A 17852-nucleotide genomic window follows, 5' to 3' on the forward strand; every position below is an offset into this window, starting at 1 on the left:
ACCGGCCGCCGGTGCCTACCGGGTGGGCGTGGTCCACGCCGGGCTGAGCGCGATCGCCTTGAGCTGTTCGACGGTCAGCGCGGGCTTCGCCCGGGTCGCCGCCTTGTCCTGGCCCGGGCTGTTGAAACCGTCCACGATCACCCGCAGGCCGTTCGGCCGCAGCGTGTCCACGGTCCACCGGACCACGCCCGCCCCGCCCTTCTCGCCGGGCCCCTGCCGCACCCGCACCTTGATGCCGTCCGGCAGCGTGGTGACCTCGGGTCCGCCGAAGAGCCACCGCTCGGGGATCGACGGCTCGACGAACCCCGGCTGTACCTCGGCCTGGACCAGCGACGTGCCCTTGCCGTCGTCGAGGACGGCGTACGCGTAGTTGTACGCGCCGTCCCGGGAGCCGACCTTGATCCCGTACGCCGTGAGCTGCTCGTCGAGGACCGCCGTCGCGGGGGCCTCCAGGCCCAGCGCCGACAGCGGAACCGAGCCGAGCGTCGCGGCGGCCGGCAGGTCGTCCAGCGCCGGGCGCCACTTCGGCGAGGTCACCAGGTCCTTCAACTGGGCCGGGGTCAGCGGCGGGTTCGGCCGGGAGACCGCCGCCCCCCGCTCGGCCGCCGCGTTCCACTCGGAGACGTCGACCTGGAAGCCCTGCGGGGTCGCCAGCACGGCCCGCCACAGCTTGGTCGGCTCCCGGCGGTCGGGGTGCTCGTAGCCCTGGTAGACCGCCAGCCGGGAGCCGTCCGCGAGGGTCTCCGTGCGGCAGTCGTCGTAGTCGGCGAGCTCCTTGTCGGGGCACTCCGCGGCCAGGCCGACGCTCACGTGCCCGGGATCGGTGCGCGAGAGACCGACGCTGACGGCAGCCTTGCCCCTGCCGTCGTCGTAGACGCCGTACGCCATCGGGCCCGGCTCCTCGCCGGTGCCGCGCGCCTCGGTCCCGCTCAGCGTGCCGCCCGGGAGCAGTTCCTTGAGCACAGCGATCAGCTGCTCGCCGGACACCGCCCCCGTGCCCACCCTGGACCGCCGGGACGCGTCACCGGTCCCGCCGGTCGGTGTCGGCGCGGCGGTCACCCGGGAGGCGTCGTCCGCGCCGGAGCCGAGCAGTCCGCCGGAGTACGCCCCGACCGTGCCCACCGCCGTCATGGCCAGCAGCGTCCCGGTCACCGCGACGGCCCGGCGGGCCACCAGCCGGCGCCCCCGCCGCTCCCCCGCGTCCACGAGCGCGCGCCGGTCCGCCACGAAGCCGCCCCCCGCACGCCGGAGGGCTTCGCCGAGTTCGTCTTCAAGGGACATGCGGAACCAGACCTTTCGAAAGAGGGTGTGGAGCGGGCGGGAGATCAAGCGATGAAGGAAGGGAGGAAGCATGGAAGGAAAGAAGGAAGGGGATCAGCGCGACGCGAATTCCGCGAGGCTGCCGCCCAGTTGCTCGCGCAGCCGGGCAAGCGCCCGCGTGGTGCGCGTGCGTACCGCCGCCGAGCTGGCGTTCATCGCGTCGGCGGTCTCCTCGATGCTGCGGTCCTCCCAGTACCGCAGCACCAGCACCGCCCGGTCCTTGGGTGCCAGCCGCCCAGGGCCTCCAGCAGCGTCAGCCGCAGCGTCGGATCCGAGCCACCGCCCCCGCCCTCCGCTCCGGTGTCCGGAATCCGCCCCATCGGCCGTTCGCCCGCCGACCGGCGGCGCTGGTGGGTGAGGAACTCACGTACGAGCACGGTCTGCGCGTAGGCGGCGGGGTTGTCGATCCGCTGGATCCGCCCCCACAGCAGGTACATCCGGCCCAGCGTCTCCTGCACCAGGTCCTCGGCCAGGTGGGTGTCACCGCTGGTCAGCAGGCATGCCGTCCGGAACAGCTGCCCCGACCTGCCGTCCGCGAACTCGCGGAACCCGTCCCTGCGCCTGTGCCACATGCGGCCCCCTCACCGTCCGTCCCACCCCACTGACGCGGCAGCCGTACCGGAATGTTTCACGATTCCGATGAACCGATGACCGGTGTGGTGCCACCCTTGTGGCATGTCGGGTTTTCGGGGGGCGGACCCGGCGCCTACACGGCGCTTGGTGCTGGACCGGTACGAGTTGCTCGAGCGTTTCCACGGCGGCATGGCGGAGGTGTGGAAGGCCCGTGACCTGCGGCTGGACCGTACGGTCGTGGCGAAGTTCCTGCACGTGGCGGACCGCGGCACACCCGCCGCCAAGCGCTTCCTGCGGGAAGCCCGGATCCTGGCCGGAATCGACGATCCGCGCGTGGTCCGCATCCACGACGTCGACGAGGCCGAAATCGACGGGTCCTGGAACCTGTACCTGATCACCCAGTACGTCGACGGGCGCACGCTGGGCGCGGCCCTGCCCCGGGACGCCTCCATGCCGGTGAACCAGGCCCTGCACTGGGCCGCCGAGCTGTGCGAGGCCCTCGTCCCCGTGCACGCCCAGAACCTGGTCCACCGCGACGTGAAGCCGGGCAACGTCATGGTGCGGGAGGTGGGCGGGGAGGAGCGGCTGGTGCTGCTCGACTTCGGGATCTCCCGCTCGTACACGGTCGTCGGCGATCTCGGCAACGCGGCGGGCGTGACCGGCACCGGACAACTCCTCGGCACACCCGGCTACATGGCGCCGGAGCGCTTCATGCTGGAGCTGCCCGGTCCCGCCACCGACCTCTACTCGGTCGGCTGCGTGCTGTTCGAGTTACTCACCGGCCAGCAGCCCTACGTGGCCCCGGACTTCGGCGACTACTTCCGCCTCCACTGCCACGCGCCGATCCCCTCCGTACGGGCGCTGCGCGCCGACGTGCCGGCGGCCGTCGACCAGCTGGTCACCAGGCTCCTGGCCAAACACCCCGGCGAGCGGCCGGCCGACGCCCGGGGCATGGCCCGCACCCTGCGGGAGCTCGGCGGCGGCGCCCACCGCCGGCCCGAGCCGCCCGCCGACCCGGTCGGCGCGGTCGAGGACCGCTGCAACGCCGTCCTGGCCGCCGACCACACCCCCGACGAGCGGGTGCGCCGGCTGATCGAGGTGGCCGCACTGGCCCGCGACGTCCTGCCCGCCGACCACCGCGGCGCCTGGCTGGTCGCCCTGCACCTGGCACAGGCGCTGCACGCGGCCAAGAACCCGGCCGCGGCCGCCGACCGGCTCGCCCCGGTGGCCGCCCGCGCCCGCCAGGTCCTCGGTGCGCTCGACCCGCTGACCCTGACCTGCTCCCTCAACCTCGCCCGCTACCTGGGCGAGGCCGGCCACCCGGCGGCCGCCGCCAAGCACCTGGGCGAGCTGCGCACCGCCCTCACCGGCGCCCTGGAGCCCACCGACCCGCAGATGGCCGAGCTCCGCTTCGACCTGGCCCACTGGCTGGCGGCCGCGGGCGAACAGCAGCGGGCCGCCGCCGAGTTCCGGGCGCTGTACGCCGACCACTGCCAGGCGTTCGGCCCGGACGCCCCCCAGACCATCCAGCTGTACGAACTCATCACGCAGGCACCGAACGAGGGATGATGCGCATGCCTGACATGTACGACCTCAACGCCATCCGCGAGAGCTTCTTCGCCAGCCAGGCCAAGAGAACGGACGGCCCGCAGGCGGGCCGCGACCAGGTGTACGTCGACCGGGGCGGCAAGGTCCGGCTCGGCACCGGCGGCGAGAGCGACGCCCCGCTGTCCAAGGTCCCGCACAGCACCTTCGCCGCGCGCCGGGGCGGCGGCGGCCATTCCGCCCGGCTGGCCCAGGAGTACCAGGTCGCGGAGACCAAGATGCCGCCGGGCACCTACTACGAGAGCACGCCCGGCGCCGAGGGCTGGGTGTACGAGCTCACCACCGACTTCGGCAACACGTACGTGATGTGCGCGCACTTCGACGGCACCGACTACAAGGTCCGGCTGCTCGAACCGGAACTGGAATCACTGCCCGGCCACGACCAGCACGGCGTCCACCTCTACTACAGCGGGAAGATCTGCCTCTCCGACAGCCCGGGATCGGGCCAGCCCACGCTCCAGGAGGCGTACGCGCGCTCGGCGGCCTGGGCCCTCGGCGTGGACTTCGTCCGCATGGGCCACCCCTTCCCGTTCAACCGCAACCAGTAGGAGCGCCCGCGGTGCTGCCCGTACATGTCTTCGACTACGTCATCGAACAGGTGGGGACGGACATCGGGCGCACCCGGCCCGAGCAGGGCGGCGCCCTGCTCGGGCTGCGCGGCCGGGACGTCCTGACCGCCTTCGTCCACGACGCGCACGCGCACGTGACGCGGGTGGAGTACAGCAACACGTCCTGGCTGCTGGAGGAGATCGTCCGGCGGGAGGCGAGCGGCACCGAGCGCTTCAAGGGCATCGTGCACTCGCACCCGCTGGGCATGCCCCACCCGTCCAGCCAGGACCACCGCGAGTACGGCCGCACGCTGGAGTCCGTCTCCGAACTCGGCCGCTACATCGCCCCGATCGTCACGCACGACGTCCACACCCCCGGCGGGCCGCACGAGCTGTTCACGGACACGGCGCGGATGTCGTTCTTCGGCGCCGTCTGGGCGGCCCGGGGCGTACGGCTGGACCCCATGCGGCCGGTGGTGGTCCCGCTGGCCACGGCCGTACGGCAGGCGGGCCTGCCCTGGACACCGGACCTGCCGGTCACCGACCGCGTGAACGGCGTCGACGGGGTCCGCGTCCCGCTGCCTGCGGACCCGCACACCGGGGCCCAGCGGCACCTGTTCGTCACGCCCGACTTCCCGGTGACCGCGCCCCTGCTGCTGGAGGAGGGCCCGGCGGGGCACGACCCGGGGGCACCGTCGCGGGGCGCGCGGGAGGTGAGCGTACGGGAACTGGTGTGGGACCACCGGATACCGGAACTGGAACGCCTGGGTCACGCCCTGCACGAGCCGCGCACCCAGTCGCAGCCGTCCTTCACCCCCCTGCCGGCCACGCTGACGGCGACCGTCCCGGAGCTACGGCCGGAACCGGACCGGGAACATGACCTGGAACAGGACTGGCAACAGGGCTGGGAACAGGAACCGGTGGCGGCACCACCCCAGGCCCCGGCCCCGGCCCCGGCCCCGGCGGAAGAAGAACTCCCCGCCCCCGCTCCCGCGGCCGCCCGTCCCGCCGTACGGGCGGCGGCGGACCCTCCGAGCCCGATCGCGGCCGAGCGCCCGCCCGGATGGCTGCGCCGGCGCGCCCTGCGGCTCGGCATCGGGCGGAGCCGGGCGGTCCGCGCCGGCCTGTTCGCCCGGACCGGCGGGCTGCTCTCCCCCGAACTCGCCGGCGCCCACGTCCTGCTGGTCGGCGTCGGCTCGGTCGGCAGCTACCTCGCCGACGTCCTGGTCCGCTCCGGCATCGGCCGGCTGACCCTGGTGGACCCCGACCGGGTCGAGGCGTCCAACGTCGGGCGCGCACTGTTCGGCGTACGCGACATCGGCCGCAACAAGGCCAAGGTGACCGCGCGGCGGCTGCGCCGGATCAACCGGAAGCTGTCGGTCGACGTCCGGCCGTACGAGGTCGCGCGCCTGGACAACCACAGCTGGCAGCAGCTGATCGCCGGCGCCCACCTGGTGATCGCCGCCACCGACGACAACGCGGCGCAGCAACGCCTCAACCACCTCAGCTACTTCGTCGGCCGCCCGGCGGTCTTCGTCGGCCTGTACGAGGGGGCGGCCGGCGGCGAGATCGTGTTCACCACGCCCGGCTCGCCGTGCTGGTCCTGCGCGACGGGCGGGGTGCGCGAGCGGCTGGGCGACCTCGGACACCAGCCCCGTACGGACTACGGCACGGGCCGGACGTACGCCGTACCCGGACTGCTGCCGGACATCCAGCACCTGGCCTCCTCCGCCGCGAAGGTCGTGCTGTCGCTGCTGCACGAGCCGGACGGGCCGGAGCGGATCGGCGGGTTCCTGAGCATGCCGCTGCGGGAGGGGCTGTCCATGGTCCAGTTCGGCATGGAACCGGACCACTGGTTCTTCCCGATGATCCTCGACGGGGTGCCCGGCCAGCACGCCTTCCAGAGCGTGTGGCTGCGCACGGGGAGCCGGCCGGACTGCGCGGTGTGCGGGAACCCGGCACTGCGCAGCGACCCGGGCGACTACGCCGGGACGGGCGACGACTCCGAGATCACGCAGGCCCAGAAGCAGGCCCTGGCGGAACGACGGCGGACGGGGTCCTCCCGGGCCGCCCACGGCCGGCGATAGGAGGACGGGGCGCACGATGGCCGACGACAAGACGGAGGCGATGCGCGCGGCCCGGCGCGCCCGCACCCAGGCGAGCACGGGCGCCACCGGGCAACCGCCCCCACCGCCACCCCCCACCCGAACCCCGCCGCCACCACCCACCCGAACCCCGCCGCCGCCCCCCATGGCGCCCCGGCCGAGGTACGTCGCGCCGCGCCCGCCCCGGTCCGCGGCCGGCCTGGGGGGCTTCGCCCGGCTGGGCCAGGCGGGGGCGCTGGCCGTCCTGTTCTGGCAGCTCCTGGTACTCGTCAAGTGGCCGCTGCCGTTCACCACGTCGGCGCAGTACGCCGGCGTATGGCAGGAGCCGTTCGCGCTCGCCGCCGCCCAGCGGCGCTGGGAACACTTCGGCGAGGTCCAGCGCTTCGTCCTCGGGCAGGGTCCGGCGGTCGAGTACCCCTGGCTGTTCCCGGCGTGCGCGGTCGCCCTCGTCCTGCTGGTGCGGGCCGTGCGGCTGCCCGACGAGGCGCAGGCCCTGCTGGGCGGCTGCGCCGGGCTGTACGGCGCGGCGCTCCTGTTCGCGGGCGGCCCGGTCCTGCTCCACCAATGGCCGCTGACCGCCGTCCTGCTGGCGCTGAGCCTGACCCTGCTGTACGCGATCCGCATCAAATAGAGACCGAACGACCGACGCCCCGCCCACCCTCCCCTCCCGATGTCCGCATCCCGCCGTACCGTGACCGAACCGTCTCCGCCCCGACGCCGACACCGGCCCGCGGCGTTGCTAGGTTCGCGGCGCAGCCGACCGCGGGAGGACCGCACCCATGACCGTCAGACGTGCCCTGCTGACCTCCATAGCCACCACGGCCCTGCTCCTGCCGGTCACCACCGCCTGCTCCAGCACCCCCGCACCCCCACGCGCCACCTCGTCCCCGTCCCCGTCGCCCGAACCGACGACGCCCACACCACTCCCGGTATCCACCCCCACCCCGATACCACCCACCTCACCCACCCCCACAACAACCACCACCACAACCCCACCCCCATCCCCTTCCCCGACCCCGTCCCAGGCCCGCACCCGGGCCGCGATGTCCGTCGAGACCAGGGGCGGCCGGCTCACGCTCGTCCGCGGGGGCGCAGCCCAGGAGTTCACGGTCACCGTCCGCAACGGCAACACCCAGGCCTACGACCACCTGCTGCTGACGTTCCAGATGGAGATCCTGTTCGGCGGCGGCACCGCCGAGCCGGCCCGCCCCGGCCCGGGCTTCGTCCTGGAACGCAAGGACCCGGCGACCGGCGCCTGGCGCCCGGCCGCCCTGCGCATCGCCAACGACTCCCTGCCGAACGCGCTGCTGCGCGGCGGCACCCCGCTGGCCCGCGACACCACCCGCACCGAGCACTACCGCCTGCGGGCCCTGCGCGTCGGAGCGGCCGGCAGCACACCGGTCATGGTGCACCTGGTCGACACGGACACCGACCACACGGTGGCCACGCTCAACCTCCCGATGAGCACAGCCCGCCGCTGAGCACACGGGGTCGGGAGCCCCGTCGAGAGCACAACAAAAAAACCCAGGTCACGGATGGTGTGACCTGGGCTTCGATGGAGCCGCCTTCGGGATTCGAACCCGAGACCTACGCATTACGAGTGCGTTGCTCTGGCCAACTGAGCTAAGGCGGCGCGCCACTGCAGAGGGATCTTCCGGGGAAGGCTCTCATCAGCAGCGGCGCTAAGTCTACAGGGTTAATCAGGGTGCCCCGAACCAGGCTGCGAGGGGGTGGGCGCGGCGACGCGGAGCGGGGTCCGCCGTCCTGCGCCCGCTAGCACTTCTTGCCGTCCTTCGGGGGTGTGCCGTCCAGCAGGTAGCGGTTGATCGCCGTGTCGATGCAGTCGCTGCCGCGCCCGTACGCCGTGTGGCCGTCGCCGTCGTACGTCAGCAGGACCCCGGAGTCGAGCTGGCCGGCCAGGGCCTGGGCCCACTTGTACGGGGTCGCCGGGTCGCGGGTGGTGCCCACGACCACGATCGGCGCGGCCCCCTTCGCGGTCAGCTCCTTCGCCGAGCCGGTGGCCTTGACGGGCCAGTACGCGCAGTTCAGGGAGGCCCACGCGAGGCCCGCGCCGAAGACCGGGGAGGCCTTCTCGAAGGAGGGCAGGGCCGCCTCGACCGCCTCCGGGCCGGAGAAGGCCGGGGGCTGGTCGAGGCAGTTCACGGCCGCGTTCGCGTACATCAGATTGGCGTACTTACCGTCCGCCTCGCGCTCGTAGTAGCTGTCCGCCAGCCCCAGCAGCCCGGCCCCGTCGCCGTCCATCGCCTGCTGGATCGCCTCGCGCAGCTGCGGCCAGGCGCTCTCGTCGTACAGCGCCGCGATCGCCCCGGTGGTGGCCAGCGACTCGCCCAGCGGGCGGGCCGGGTCGCCGCTGGGGACGGGCTGGGCGTCGAGCTTGCGGAAGAAGTCCTTCAGGCGGGTGGCCAGCTGCTCCGGGGTGCCCCGGCCGAGCGGGCAGTCGGGCTGCTTGGCGCAGTCCTTGGCGAAGGACCGGAACGCGGTCTCGAAGCCCTCCGTCTGGTCCCGGTTCAGCTCCAGCGCGGGGCGGGAGGGGTCCATCGCCCCGTCCAGCACCAGCCGGCCGACCCGGCCGGGGAACAGGTTCGCGTACGTCGCTCCGAGGAACGTGCCGTACGAGGCGCCGACGTACGTCAGCTTCTCGTCGCCGAGCACCGCCCGCAGCAGGTCCAGGTCACGGGCCGCATCCGCCGTGGAGACGTGCGGCAGGACCCGCCGCGAGCGCTCCTCGCAGGCCGCCGCGAACTTCTTGAACGCCGCCACCAGATCGGACTTCTCCGCCGCGTTGTCCGGGGTCTGGTCCACCTGCGTGTACGCGTCCATGGCCGGCCCCGTCAGGCACTCGACCGGGGTGCTGCGGGCCACGCCGCGCGGGTCGATGGACACCATGTCGTACCGGGCGCGGACGGGGGCCGGGTAGCCGATGCCCGCGTAGGCCTGCAGATAGCCGACCCCGGAACCGCCGGGTCCGCCGGGGTTGACCACGAGCGAGCCGAGCCGCTTGCCGGGGCCGGTCGCCGCCCGGCGCGCGACGGCGAGGTCGATGTCCTGGCCGGCGCCGGGCCTGGCGTAGTCCAGCGGCGCCTTCATCGTGGCGCACTGGAAGCCGGGGACACCGCAGTCGCGCCACGCCAGCTTCTGCGCGTAGTACGGGCGCAGCGCCTCCGGAACGGCGGGCGGTGCGACGCCGGCCGCGCCGTCACGGCCGGCGGGGGACGCGGCCGCCTTGGAACCCGACGTGCCCTGTGCGCACCCGGACAACAGCAGCCCGGCGGCGGCGATCACGGTTCCGGTCGTACGCAGCAGGCGGCTGGTGTCCATCCTCGCAGCCTATGCCTTCCTGCACGGGACGCGAGTCGATCGCCCGCCACCGGACCCGGGGTGGCGCCGCCCCCGTACCCGCGGGGGCCGGTCCCCCCTCGTACGAGTGACGCGTCAACCCTCGTGAGGTGTCCGCTCAGCCGCGGCGCAGGGCCATCGTCATCGCCTCGACCGCGAGGAGCGGAGCCACGTTGCGGTCGAGGGCCTCGCGGCAGGCGATGATCGCCTCGATGCGGCGCAGGGTGCGCTCGGGACCGCCGGCGCGGGCGACCCGGTCGAGGTCCGGCCGTATCTCCTCGTTGGCGATGGCCACCGCCGAGCCGAGCTGGAGGGCCAGCACGTCCCGGTAGAAGCCGGTCAGGTCGGTCAGGGCGAGGTCGAGGCTGTCGCGCTGGGTGCGGGTGCGGCGGCGCTTCTGCCGGTCCTCCAGCTCCTTCATCACGCCCGCCGTGCCGCGCGGCATCCGGCCGCCCGTGCCGGCGGAGGCACCGAGCGCGGCGCGCAGCTCCTCGGTCTCCTTGGTGTCGATCTCCTCGGCGACCTGCTTGGCGTCCTCGGCGGCGGCGTCGACCAGCTCCTGCGCGGCCTTCAGGCACGCGCCCACATCGTCCACGCGCAGCGGCAGCTTCAGCACGGCGGCCCGGCGGGAACGGGCCGCCTCGTCCGTCGCCAGCCGGCGGGCCCGGCCGATGTGCCCCTGGGTGGCGCGGGCGGCGGCCGCGGCGACGGCCGGCTCGATGCCGTCCCGCCGGACCAGGACGTCGGCGACGGCATCCACCGGCGGTGTGCGCAGCGTCAGGTGGCGGCAGCGGGAGCGGATCGTGGGCAGCACGTCCTCCAGGGACGGTGCGCACAGCAGCCACACCGTGCGGGGGGCGGGCTCCTCCACGGCCTTCAGCAGCACGTTGCCCGCGCCCTCGGTGAGCCGGTCGGCGTCCTCCAGGACGATGACCTGCCAGCGCCCGACGGCCGGGGACAGCTGGGCGCGGCGGACCAGGTCGCGGGTCTCCTTCACACCGATCGAGAGCAGGTCCGTACGGACGATCTCCACATCCGCGTGGGTGCCGACCAGCGTGGTGTGGCAGCCGTCGCAGAACCCGCAGCCCGGGTCGGCGCCGAGCTTGCGGTCCGGGCTGGTGCACTGCAGGGCCGCGGCGAAGGCCCGGGCGGCGGTGGCCCGCCCGGAGCCGGGCGGGCCGGTGAACAGCCAGGCGTGCGTCATCTTGGACGCGGCGGGTGCCTGCTCCCCGTGCTCCGCGGCCGTGACCAGGGCGTCCGCGTCACGGGCGGCGGCCGCCAGCTGCGTCTGCACACGCTCCTGGCCCACCAGGTCGTCCCAAACGGGCATGGCACCCACCGCCTTTCTTCTCCGTGCGCTCCCCATTGTGGCCCGGACCACCGACAGCCCGGACCGCCTGTGGACAACCGTCCCGGGGGCGTCGCGGATCAGCGGCGACGGCGCCCGCGGCCGCCCTCGTCGTCGTCCTCGTCGCGGTGCGGTCCGAGGAGCTCGTCCGCGAGCGTCGGCAGGTCGTCCAGCGGGGTCTCCTCCGCCCAGTCCGAGCGAGGACGCGGCCGGCCCTCTTCGTCGAGGACGGGCAGCTCGCGCGTGGCGTCGTTGCCCGTCCCGGCGCCGGAGCCGGGGGCGTCCCGGAAGATGCCCGGCGGCACCCGGTCAACGGGGTCCTGCCCCGGCCGTACGGGCGGCAGCACGGCCGTCTCGTCCGCCGGACCGGTCACCGGACCGGCCACTGGGGCGGCAGGCGCCGCGGGGGCCGCCGGCGCCGCGGGGACGGGCGGCAGGACCGCCGTCTCCTCCACCGCCGTGGGCTCCTTGGGCGCCGCGGGCGCCTTCGGCACCGGGATCGGCTGGGTGACGTCGTCCGGCATGACGACCCGCTTGCCCACGGGCGTCTCGACCGTGAGCGCGTCGTCGGGGTGCGGCTGCGGCTCCTTGGTCAGGTCGGCCTTGGGCCCGGCCCAGCTCGGCGTCGGGTGCGCGGCGGCGGTCCGCCCCCGGTCCGGCTCCGGAGCCTTGGTCAGGTCTGCCTTCGCCCCGGCCGTCGCGGAAGCAGCGGGAGCAGCAGAAGCAGCGGAAGCGTCCGCCTCAGGGGAGGCGGGAGCCGGCGAAACCGGTGCCGCCGGGGCGGCCTGCGCCGCCGCGGCAGCGGCGGCCGCGGCGGCAGCCGCCGCCTCCGCCAGCCGACGCGCCTCCTCCGCCTTGACCAGGGCCTCCTCGGCCCGCCGCTGCTTCTCGCGGCGCCGCTCCTCGGCCTCCGCCCGCAGCCGCGCCTCTTCCTCCGCCTGCCGGCGCAGCCGCTCGGCCTCCGCCGCCCGCGCCTTCTCCTCGGCCTCCTTGCGCAGCCGCTCGGCCTCGGCCCGGGCCCGCGCCTCCTCCTCGGCGCGCAGCCGCTCCTCCTCCGCCTTGCGGGCGGCCTCCGCCTCGGCCCGGACCCGTGCCTCCTCGGCCTCGCGGGCCTTGCGCGCCTCCTCCTCGGCGCGCAGGCGCTCCTCCTCGGCCTTGCGCGCGGCCTCTTCCTCCGCCTTGCGCCGGGCCTCCTCCTCGGCACGCCGCCGGGCCTCCGCCGCCGCGGCCACCTCGGCCTCGGACAGCGGCAGCATCCGGTCCAGCCGGTGCCGTACGACCGTGGTGACGGACTCCGGGTCCTGCCCGGCGTCCACCACCAGGTAGCGGCCCGGGTCGGCGGCCGCGAGCGTCAGGAAGCCGGCCCGCACCCGCTGGTGGAACTCCGCCGGCTCCGACTCCAGCCGGTCCGGCGCCTCGGTGAAGCGCTCCCGCGCCGCCTCCGGCGAGACGTCCAGCAGCACGGTCAGGTTCGGGACCAGCCCGCTGGTCGCCCACCGCGAGATCCGGGCGATCTCCGTCGGCGACAGGTCACGGCCCGCGCCCTGGTAGGCCACGGACGAGTCGATGTAGCGGTCGGTGATCACGACCGCGCCGCGCTCCAGAGCCGGCCGGACCACGGTGTCCACGTGCTCCGCCCGGTCGGCGGCGTACAGCAGGGCCTCGGCGCGGTTCGACAGCCCGGCCGACGACACGTCCAGCAGGATCGAGCGCAGCCGCTTGCCCACCGGCGTCGCGCCGGGCTCGCGCGTCACGACGACCTCGTGGCCCTTGCTCCGTATCCACTCCGCGAGGGCCCGGACCTGCGTGGACTTGCCGGCGCCGTCACCGCCCTCCAGGGCGATGAAGAAGCCGGTCGCGGACGGCGCCTGCACCGGCTCGCCGCCGCGCAGCGCCTCGCGCAGGTCGCGCCGCAGCGGTACGCCGCCACGGTCGTCCCCGCGCGTGAGCACGATGACGGCGGTCGGCAGCAGCAGCGCGCCGACCAGCATGAGGGTGAACGCCGCGCCGCCGTGGGAGAGGACGACCCCGCCGCCGCCGAACCGGTGCGGGCCGATCGCGGCCGCCACCACCGGGGCGCCGAGCGCGCCGAGCGCGACCGCGACCCGTACGACCGCGTGCAGGTGCTCGGTGACCCGGGCCCGGCGGAACTCCTCGGTCTCCTGGTCCAGCAGGGTGTGCCCGGTGTTCGCCGAGACCCCGGCCGCGGTGCCGGCCAGCAGCGACAGGAACAGCACGGTGGCCGTGTCCGGCACCAGGCCGGCCAGCAGCAGCGCGAGGCCGGTCACCGCGATGGCGAGGGCCAGCAGGCGGCGCCGCGACAGGGCGGGCAGCACCTTGCCGGCCTGGGTGGCGCGGATGCCGAGGCCGGTACCGCCAGCCAGGGCGAGGACCAGCAGGGCGAAGGTCGCGGGGCCGCCACCGAGGTCGTACGCGTGCAGCACGGCGACGCCGACCGCGGAGGCGATGGCTCCGGCGACGGCGGCGCAGGCCAGCACGAGCAGCGGGACGGCGCCGGTCCGGCCCTTGTCCGGGCCCCCATCGGGCGTCCTGGGCGCGCGCAGCCCCTCCAGCGGGGAGCGCGGGCGCGGGGTCTTGTCGCCGGGCAGGACGAGCGGCACCAGCAGCGAGACGGAGGCGGCGAAGAGGCCGGCGGCCACGTACGAACCGAGGGCCGCCTGGTTCTGGGCGAACCAGTCGACGCCGAGGCCGAGGGCCTTGCCGACGAGGGTGGCGGCCAGCAGCACGGCGGCGGCCGCGGGCAGCGCGGCGAACCCGGTCCGCAGGTTCAGGCGGCGCAGGGCGTCGAGGTGGTCGGGCAGCGGCCGTACGGTCGCGCCCTCCGGCGGCGGGGCCGGCAGCAGCGCCGGGGCGGCGGAGTCCTTGGCCAGGGTCCACAGCCGCTCGGCGACGCCGGACAGGAAGACGGTGCCGAGCAGCGCGGCGAGCGCGTGCGCGGGGATCCAGTCGAGCCACAGGGGCGCGACGACGAACAGGGCCAGCCGGACCCCGTCGGCGCCGACCATCGTCCAGCGGCGGTCGAGCTTGCCGCCGGCCTCCTTGGGCGCGAGGAGCTTGGCCAGCGGGCCGAGGAGCACCGCGCCGGTCAGGAGGGTGGCGAGGATGCGTACGCCGAACACGGCGGCGACGGCGAGCGCGGCACCGCGGTAGCCACCGCCGAACGCCTGCTCGGCGACGGCGGCCTGCAGCGCGAGCAGGACCAGCACCAGCAGGGCGAGGGCGTCGCCGATGCCGCTCAGCAGCTGCGCGCTCCAGAGGCGGCGCAGCCGTGGGGTGCGCAGGAGTGCGCGCACCGCACGCTCGCGGGAATCCGCGGCGAGGGCTTCGTCGTAGGTGGGGTTCGCGGTGGTCACGACCGTTGGCTGCTCGGCTCGCGTCATCCGCCCAGCCTATCCGCTGCGCCCACCCCACCGAATGCCCCGGACCTCACCAGCCCCTCCGGGCGGGCGGGGCTCGGCCCCCGGACCTCCCCCGGCACCCCGAACGCCGACGAGGCCGGATGCGCTGCACGCATCCGGCCTCGCCGGCGTTCGGTGGGGAAGGGCTCCGCGCAGCGGACCGCGGCCTACTCGTCCGCCGGGACCGCCGCCGCCTTCTTCGTGGCCGTCTTCTTGGCGGCCGTCTTCTTGACCGTGGCCGTCGTCTTCGCGGCCGTCTTCTTCGCGGCGGCCGTCGTCTTCGCGGCCGTCGTCTTCTTCGCCGCCGTCTTCTTCGCGGCAGCGGTCGTCTTCTTCGCCGGCGCCTTCTTCGCCGTCTTCTTCGCCGGCCCCTTCGCCCGCTTCTCCGCCAGCAGCTCGTAGCCCCGCTCCGGCGTGATCGTCTCGACGTCGTCGTCGCGCCGCAGCGTCGCGTTCGTCTCGCCGTCCGTCACGTACGGCCCGAAGCGGCCGTCCTTGACGACCACCGGGCGCTCGCTGACCGGGTCGGTGCCCAGTTCCTTCAGCGGCGGCTTGGCGGCCGCCCGGCCCCGCTGCTTGGGCTGGGCGTAGATCGCCAGCGCCTCGTCCAGGGTGATCGAGAAGAGCTGGTCCTCGGTCTCCAGCGACCGCGAGTCCGTACCCTTCTTCAGGTACGGGCCGTAGCGGCCGTTCTGGGCCGTGATCTCCACGCCCTCCGCGTCGGCGCCCACGACCCGGGGAAGGGACATCAGGCGCAGCGCGTCGTCCAGCGTGACCGTGTCCAGCGACATCGACTTGAACAGCGACGCCGTCCGCGGCTTCACCGCGTTCTTGCCCGTCTTCGGGGTGCCCTCGGGCAGGATCTCGGTGACGTACGGCCCGTAGCGGCCGTCCTTCGCCACGATCTCGTTGCCGCTGACCGGGTCCTTGCCCAGCTCGAACTCGCCGCTCGGCTTCGCGAACAGCTCCTCCGCGAAGCCGAGCGTCAGCTCGTCCGGGGCCAGGTCGTCCGGGACGTCGGCCCGCTGGTGGCCCTCCGCGTCCTTCTCGCCGCGCTCGATGTACGGCCCGTAGCGGCCGACGCGCAGCACGATGCCCTCGCCGACCGGGAAGGAGGAGATCTCCCGGGCGTCGATCGCGCCCAGGTCGGTCACCAGCTCCTTCAGGCCGCCCAGCGCGTCGGCGTCGCCCGCCGCCGGGGCCTCGGCGCCCTCGCCGAAGTAGAAGCGCTTGAGCCACGGGACGGACTGGGCCTCGCCCCGCGCGATGCGGTCGAGGTCGTCCTCCATCTTGGCCGTGAAGTCGTAGTCGACGAGCCGGCCGAAGTGCTTCTCCAGCAGGTTGACCACGGCGAACGACAGGAAGGACGGCACGAGCGCCGTGCCCTTCTTGAACACGTACCCGCGGTCCAGGATCGTCCCGATGATCGACGCGTACGTCGACGGGCGGCCGATCTCGCGCTCCTCGAGCTCCTTGACCAGCGAGGCCTCGGTGTAGCGGGCCGGCGGCTTGGTCGCGTGACCGTCCGCCGTGATCTCCTCGGCGGTCAGCGCGTCGCCCTCGGCGACCTGCGGCAGCCGCCGCTCGCGGTCGTCGAGCTCGGCGTTCGGGTCGTCGGCGCCTTCGACGTACGCCTTCATGAAGCCGTGGAAGGTGATCGTCTTGCCGGAGGCCGTGAACTCGGCGTCCCGGCCGTCCGAGGCACGGCCACCGATCTTGACGGTGACCGAGTTGCCGGTCGCGTCCTTCATCTGGGAGGCGACGGTCCGCTTCCAGATCAGCTCGTAGAGACGGAACTGGTCGCCGGTCAGACCGGTCTCGGCGGGCGTGCGGAAACGATCACCCGAAGGCCGGATCGCCTCGTGCGCCTCCTGCGCGTTCTTGACCTTGCCCGCGTAGACGCGCGGCTGCGGCGGCAGGTAGTCGGCGCCGTACAGCTGGGTGACCTGCGCGCGGGCCGCCGCGACGGCGGTGTCGGACAGGATCGTGGAGTCCGTACGCATGTAGGTGATGAAGCCGTTCTCGTACAGCTTCTGGGCCACCTGCATGGTCGCCTTCGCGCCGAAGCCCAGCTTGCGCGAGGCCTCCTGCTGGAGCGTGGTCGTACGGAACGGCGCGTACGGCGAGCGGCGGTACGGCTTGGACTCCACCGAGCGGACCGCGAACGAGGTGTCGGCGAGCGCGGCCGCCAGGGCCCGGGCGTTCGCCTCGTCCAGGTGCAGCACATCGCTCTTGAGCTGCCCGTTCGAGCCGAAGTCGCGGCCCTGCGCCACCCGGCGGCCGTCGACGGTGTTCAGGCGGGCGACCAGCGTCGAGGGGTCGGACGCGTCACCGGCGCGGCCGGTGGAGAACGTACCCGTCAGGTCCCAGTACTCGGCGGACCGGAAGGCGATGCGCTCGCGCTCCCGCTCGACGACGAGGCGGGTGGCCACCGACTGCACGCGGCCGGCCGACAGGCGCGGCATGACCTTCTTCCACAGGACCGGCGAGACCTCGTAGCCGTAGAGGCGGTCGAGGATGCGGCGGGTCTCCTGGGCGTCGACCATGCGCTGGTTCAGCTCGCGCGGGTTGGCGACGGCGTCGCGGATCGCGTCCTTGGTGATCTCGTGGAAGACCATCCGGTGGACGGGGACCTTGGGCTTGAGGACTTCCTGGAGGTGCCACGCGATGGCTTCGCCCTCGCGGTCCTCATCGGTGGCGAGGAAGAGTTCGTCGGACTCGGCCAGCAGCTCCTTGAGCTTCCTGACCTGGGCCTTCTTGTCGGCGTTGACGACGTAGATCGGCTGGAAGTCGTGCTCGACGTCCACGCCGAGGCGGCGGACCTCGCCCGTGTACTTCTCGGGTACCTCGGCGGCGCCGTTCGGGAGGTCACGAATGTGCCCGACGCTCGCCTCGACGACGTATCCCGGGCCGAGGTAGCCCTTGATCGTCTTCGCCTTGGCAGGGGACTCGACGATGACGAGTCGGCGGCCGCCCTTTGCGGTCTCGCTAGTCGGGGACAACTTGGCTCTTCTCTCCGGTCGGCACTCGGTCGCAGTACGGCGACGCTGCGGAGTGTGACGGTACAACCCGCCCCCGTGTCAAACGGCACAAGCCCGCAACGGCCACTCGAACGGTAACCCGACTAGTGCCCTTCCTGCCGCCCGGATACCGCGCCGGACCCTTGTCGATCACCAAGCCGAGTGGCCCGGGGGCCGTCTGGCCCCGCCCCCGGCCCGGCCGGAGCAACGTCTTCCGCAGGGGGTGCGACACGCCGGGACCGGACCGGAACGACAGGCTCAGCGGGCCGGGGCGGGACGGTCGGCGACTCGGTCACAGCCGCCCGAGGCACCAGACGCCGGCCGCGAGCGAGACCCCGCCGGCCAGCAGGGCGAGCGGTACGGCCAGGGCGGGGCGCACGCCCTCGGCGACCGGCGCGCGGTGCAGGACGCGCGTGCCGGTCCAGGTCAGCACGGCGGCACCGAACAGCAGGAACACCACCGCGGCGAAGATCGCCGGTACCGTCTCCATGCCGTTCCCCTTACCTCGTGCGGGCTCGCCCCGGGTCCTGCCGGGTTCCGTGCCGGGTCCTGCCCGG

The 17852-nt window shown here is 74.1% G+C and carries 11 protein-coding genes, 1 tRNA gene and 1 pseudogene; 5 read left to right on the forward strand and 8 right to left on the reverse strand.

Annotated elements, in window-relative coordinates:
- Positions 1–15 precede the first annotated feature (15 nt).
- On the reverse strand, positions 16–1281 hold the full coding sequence (locus tag ACZ6KO_RS28360) for a hypothetical protein (protein ID WP_469306871.1): 1266 nt from the start codon (positions 1279–1281) through the stop codon (positions 16–18).
- Positions 1282–1374: 93 nt separating this feature from the next.
- Positions 1375–1892 (reverse strand): annotated as a pseudogene (locus ACZ6KO_RS28365) (SigE family RNA polymerase sigma factor).
- A gap of 148 nt (positions 1893–2040) precedes the next feature.
- On the opposite strand from ACZ6KO_RS28365, the gene ACZ6KO_RS28370 reads away from it, so the two are divergent.
- The 5 genes from ACZ6KO_RS28370 to ACZ6KO_RS28390 all read left to right on the forward strand — a co-directional run bounded on the left by ACZ6KO_RS28370 (position 2041) and on the right by ACZ6KO_RS28390 (position 7632).
- Complete coding sequence (locus ACZ6KO_RS28370; RefSeq protein ID WP_469306872.1) at positions 2041–3462, forward strand: serine/threonine-protein kinase; 1422 nt, start codon at positions 2041–2043, stop codon at positions 3460–3462.
- Positions 3463–3467: 5 nt separating this feature from the next.
- Positions 3468–4046: a hypothetical protein gene (locus ACZ6KO_RS28375; protein ID WP_469306873.1), complete on the forward strand. Its 579-nt coding sequence runs from the start codon at positions 3468–3470 to the stop codon at positions 4044–4046.
- A gap of 11 nt (positions 4047–4057) precedes the next feature.
- Positions 4058–6133 carry a ThiF family adenylyltransferase gene (locus ACZ6KO_RS28380; RefSeq protein WP_469306874.1) on the forward strand — a complete coding sequence of 692 codons (2076 nt, stop codon included), beginning with the start codon at positions 4058–4060 and terminating at the stop codon, positions 6131–6133.
- A gap of 16 nt (positions 6134–6149) precedes the next feature.
- Positions 6150–6782 (forward strand): hypothetical protein, encoded by a 633-nt coding sequence (locus ACZ6KO_RS28385; protein ID WP_469306875.1) that lies wholly within the window; start codon positions 6150–6152, stop codon positions 6780–6782.
- Positions 6783–7194: 412 nt separating this feature from the next.
- Complete coding sequence (locus ACZ6KO_RS28390) at positions 7195–7632, forward strand: hypothetical protein (protein WP_469306876.1); 438 nt, start codon at positions 7195–7197, stop codon at positions 7630–7632.
- A 75-nt stretch (positions 7633–7707) separates the two neighbouring features.
- On the opposite strand, the gene ACZ6KO_RS28395 is transcribed toward ACZ6KO_RS28390, so the two are convergent.
- The 6 genes from ACZ6KO_RS28395 to ACZ6KO_RS28420 all read right to left on the reverse strand — a co-directional run bounded on the left by ACZ6KO_RS28395 (position 7708) and on the right by ACZ6KO_RS28420 (position 17785).
- Positions 7708–7784, reverse strand: a tRNA-Thr gene (locus tag ACZ6KO_RS28395).
- Positions 7785–7924: 140 nt separating this feature from the next.
- Positions 7925–9490: an alpha/beta hydrolase gene (locus ACZ6KO_RS28400; RefSeq protein WP_469306877.1), complete on the reverse strand. Its 1566-nt coding sequence runs from the start codon at positions 9488–9490 to the stop codon at positions 7925–7927.
- 136 nt (positions 9491–9626) lie between these two features.
- Complete coding sequence (locus ACZ6KO_RS28405; RefSeq protein ID WP_469306878.1) at positions 9627–10838, reverse strand: DNA polymerase III subunit delta'; 1212 nt, start codon at positions 10836–10838, stop codon at positions 9627–9629.
- 98 nt (positions 10839–10936) lie between these two features.
- Positions 10937–14257, reverse strand: a complete 3321-nt coding sequence (gene tmk, locus ACZ6KO_RS28410) for a dTMP kinase (RefSeq protein WP_469306879.1) — start codon at positions 14255–14257, stop codon at positions 10937–10939.
- A 185-nt stretch (positions 14258–14442) separates the two neighbouring features.
- Positions 14443–17277: a type I DNA topoisomerase gene (gene topA, locus ACZ6KO_RS28415; RefSeq protein WP_469306880.1), complete on the reverse strand. Its 2835-nt coding sequence runs from the start codon at positions 17275–17277 to the stop codon at positions 14443–14445.
- A gap of 310 nt (positions 17278–17587) precedes the next feature.
- Positions 17588–17785, reverse strand: a complete 198-nt coding sequence (locus ACZ6KO_RS28420) for a hypothetical protein (RefSeq protein ID WP_401445474.1) — start codon at positions 17783–17785, stop codon at positions 17588–17590.
- Between the last annotated feature and the right edge of the window lie 67 nt (positions 17786–17852).

It is taken from the genome of Streptomyces sp. NPDC042102 (genome assembly GCF_055582305.1).

Bases quoted from the DNA above. Each gene is read 5' to 3' on its own strand.
- ACZ6KO_RS28405 (WP_469306878.1), bottom strand. From the start codon at position 10,838: ATGCCCGTTTGGGACGACCTGGTGGGCCAGGAGCGTGTGCAGACGCAG.
- ACZ6KO_RS28420 (WP_401445474.1), bottom strand. From the start codon at position 17,785: ATGGAGACGGTACCGGCGATCTTCGCCGCGGTGGTGTTCCTGCTGTTC.
- ACZ6KO_RS28400 (WP_469306877.1), bottom strand. From the start codon at position 9,490: ATGGACACCAGCCGCCTGCTGCGTACGACCGGAACCGTGATCGCCGCC.
- ACZ6KO_RS28375 (WP_469306873.1), top strand. From the start codon at position 3,468: ATGCCTGACATGTACGACCTCAACGCCATCCGCGAGAGCTTCTTCGCC.
- ACZ6KO_RS28360 (WP_469306871.1), bottom strand. From the start codon at position 1,281: ATGTCCCTTGAAGACGAACTCGGCGAAGCCCTCCGGCGTGCGGGGGGC.
- ACZ6KO_RS28385 (WP_469306875.1), top strand. From the start codon at position 6,150: ATGGCCGACGACAAGACGGAGGCGATGCGCGCGGCCCGGCGCGCCCGC.
- ACZ6KO_RS28390 (WP_469306876.1), top strand. From the start codon at position 7,195: ATGTCCGTCGAGACCAGGGGCGGCCGGCTCACGCTCGTCCGCGGGGGC.
- tmk (WP_469306879.1), bottom strand. From the start codon at position 14,257: ATGACGCGAGCCGAGCAGCCAACGGTCGTGACCACCGCGAACCCCACC.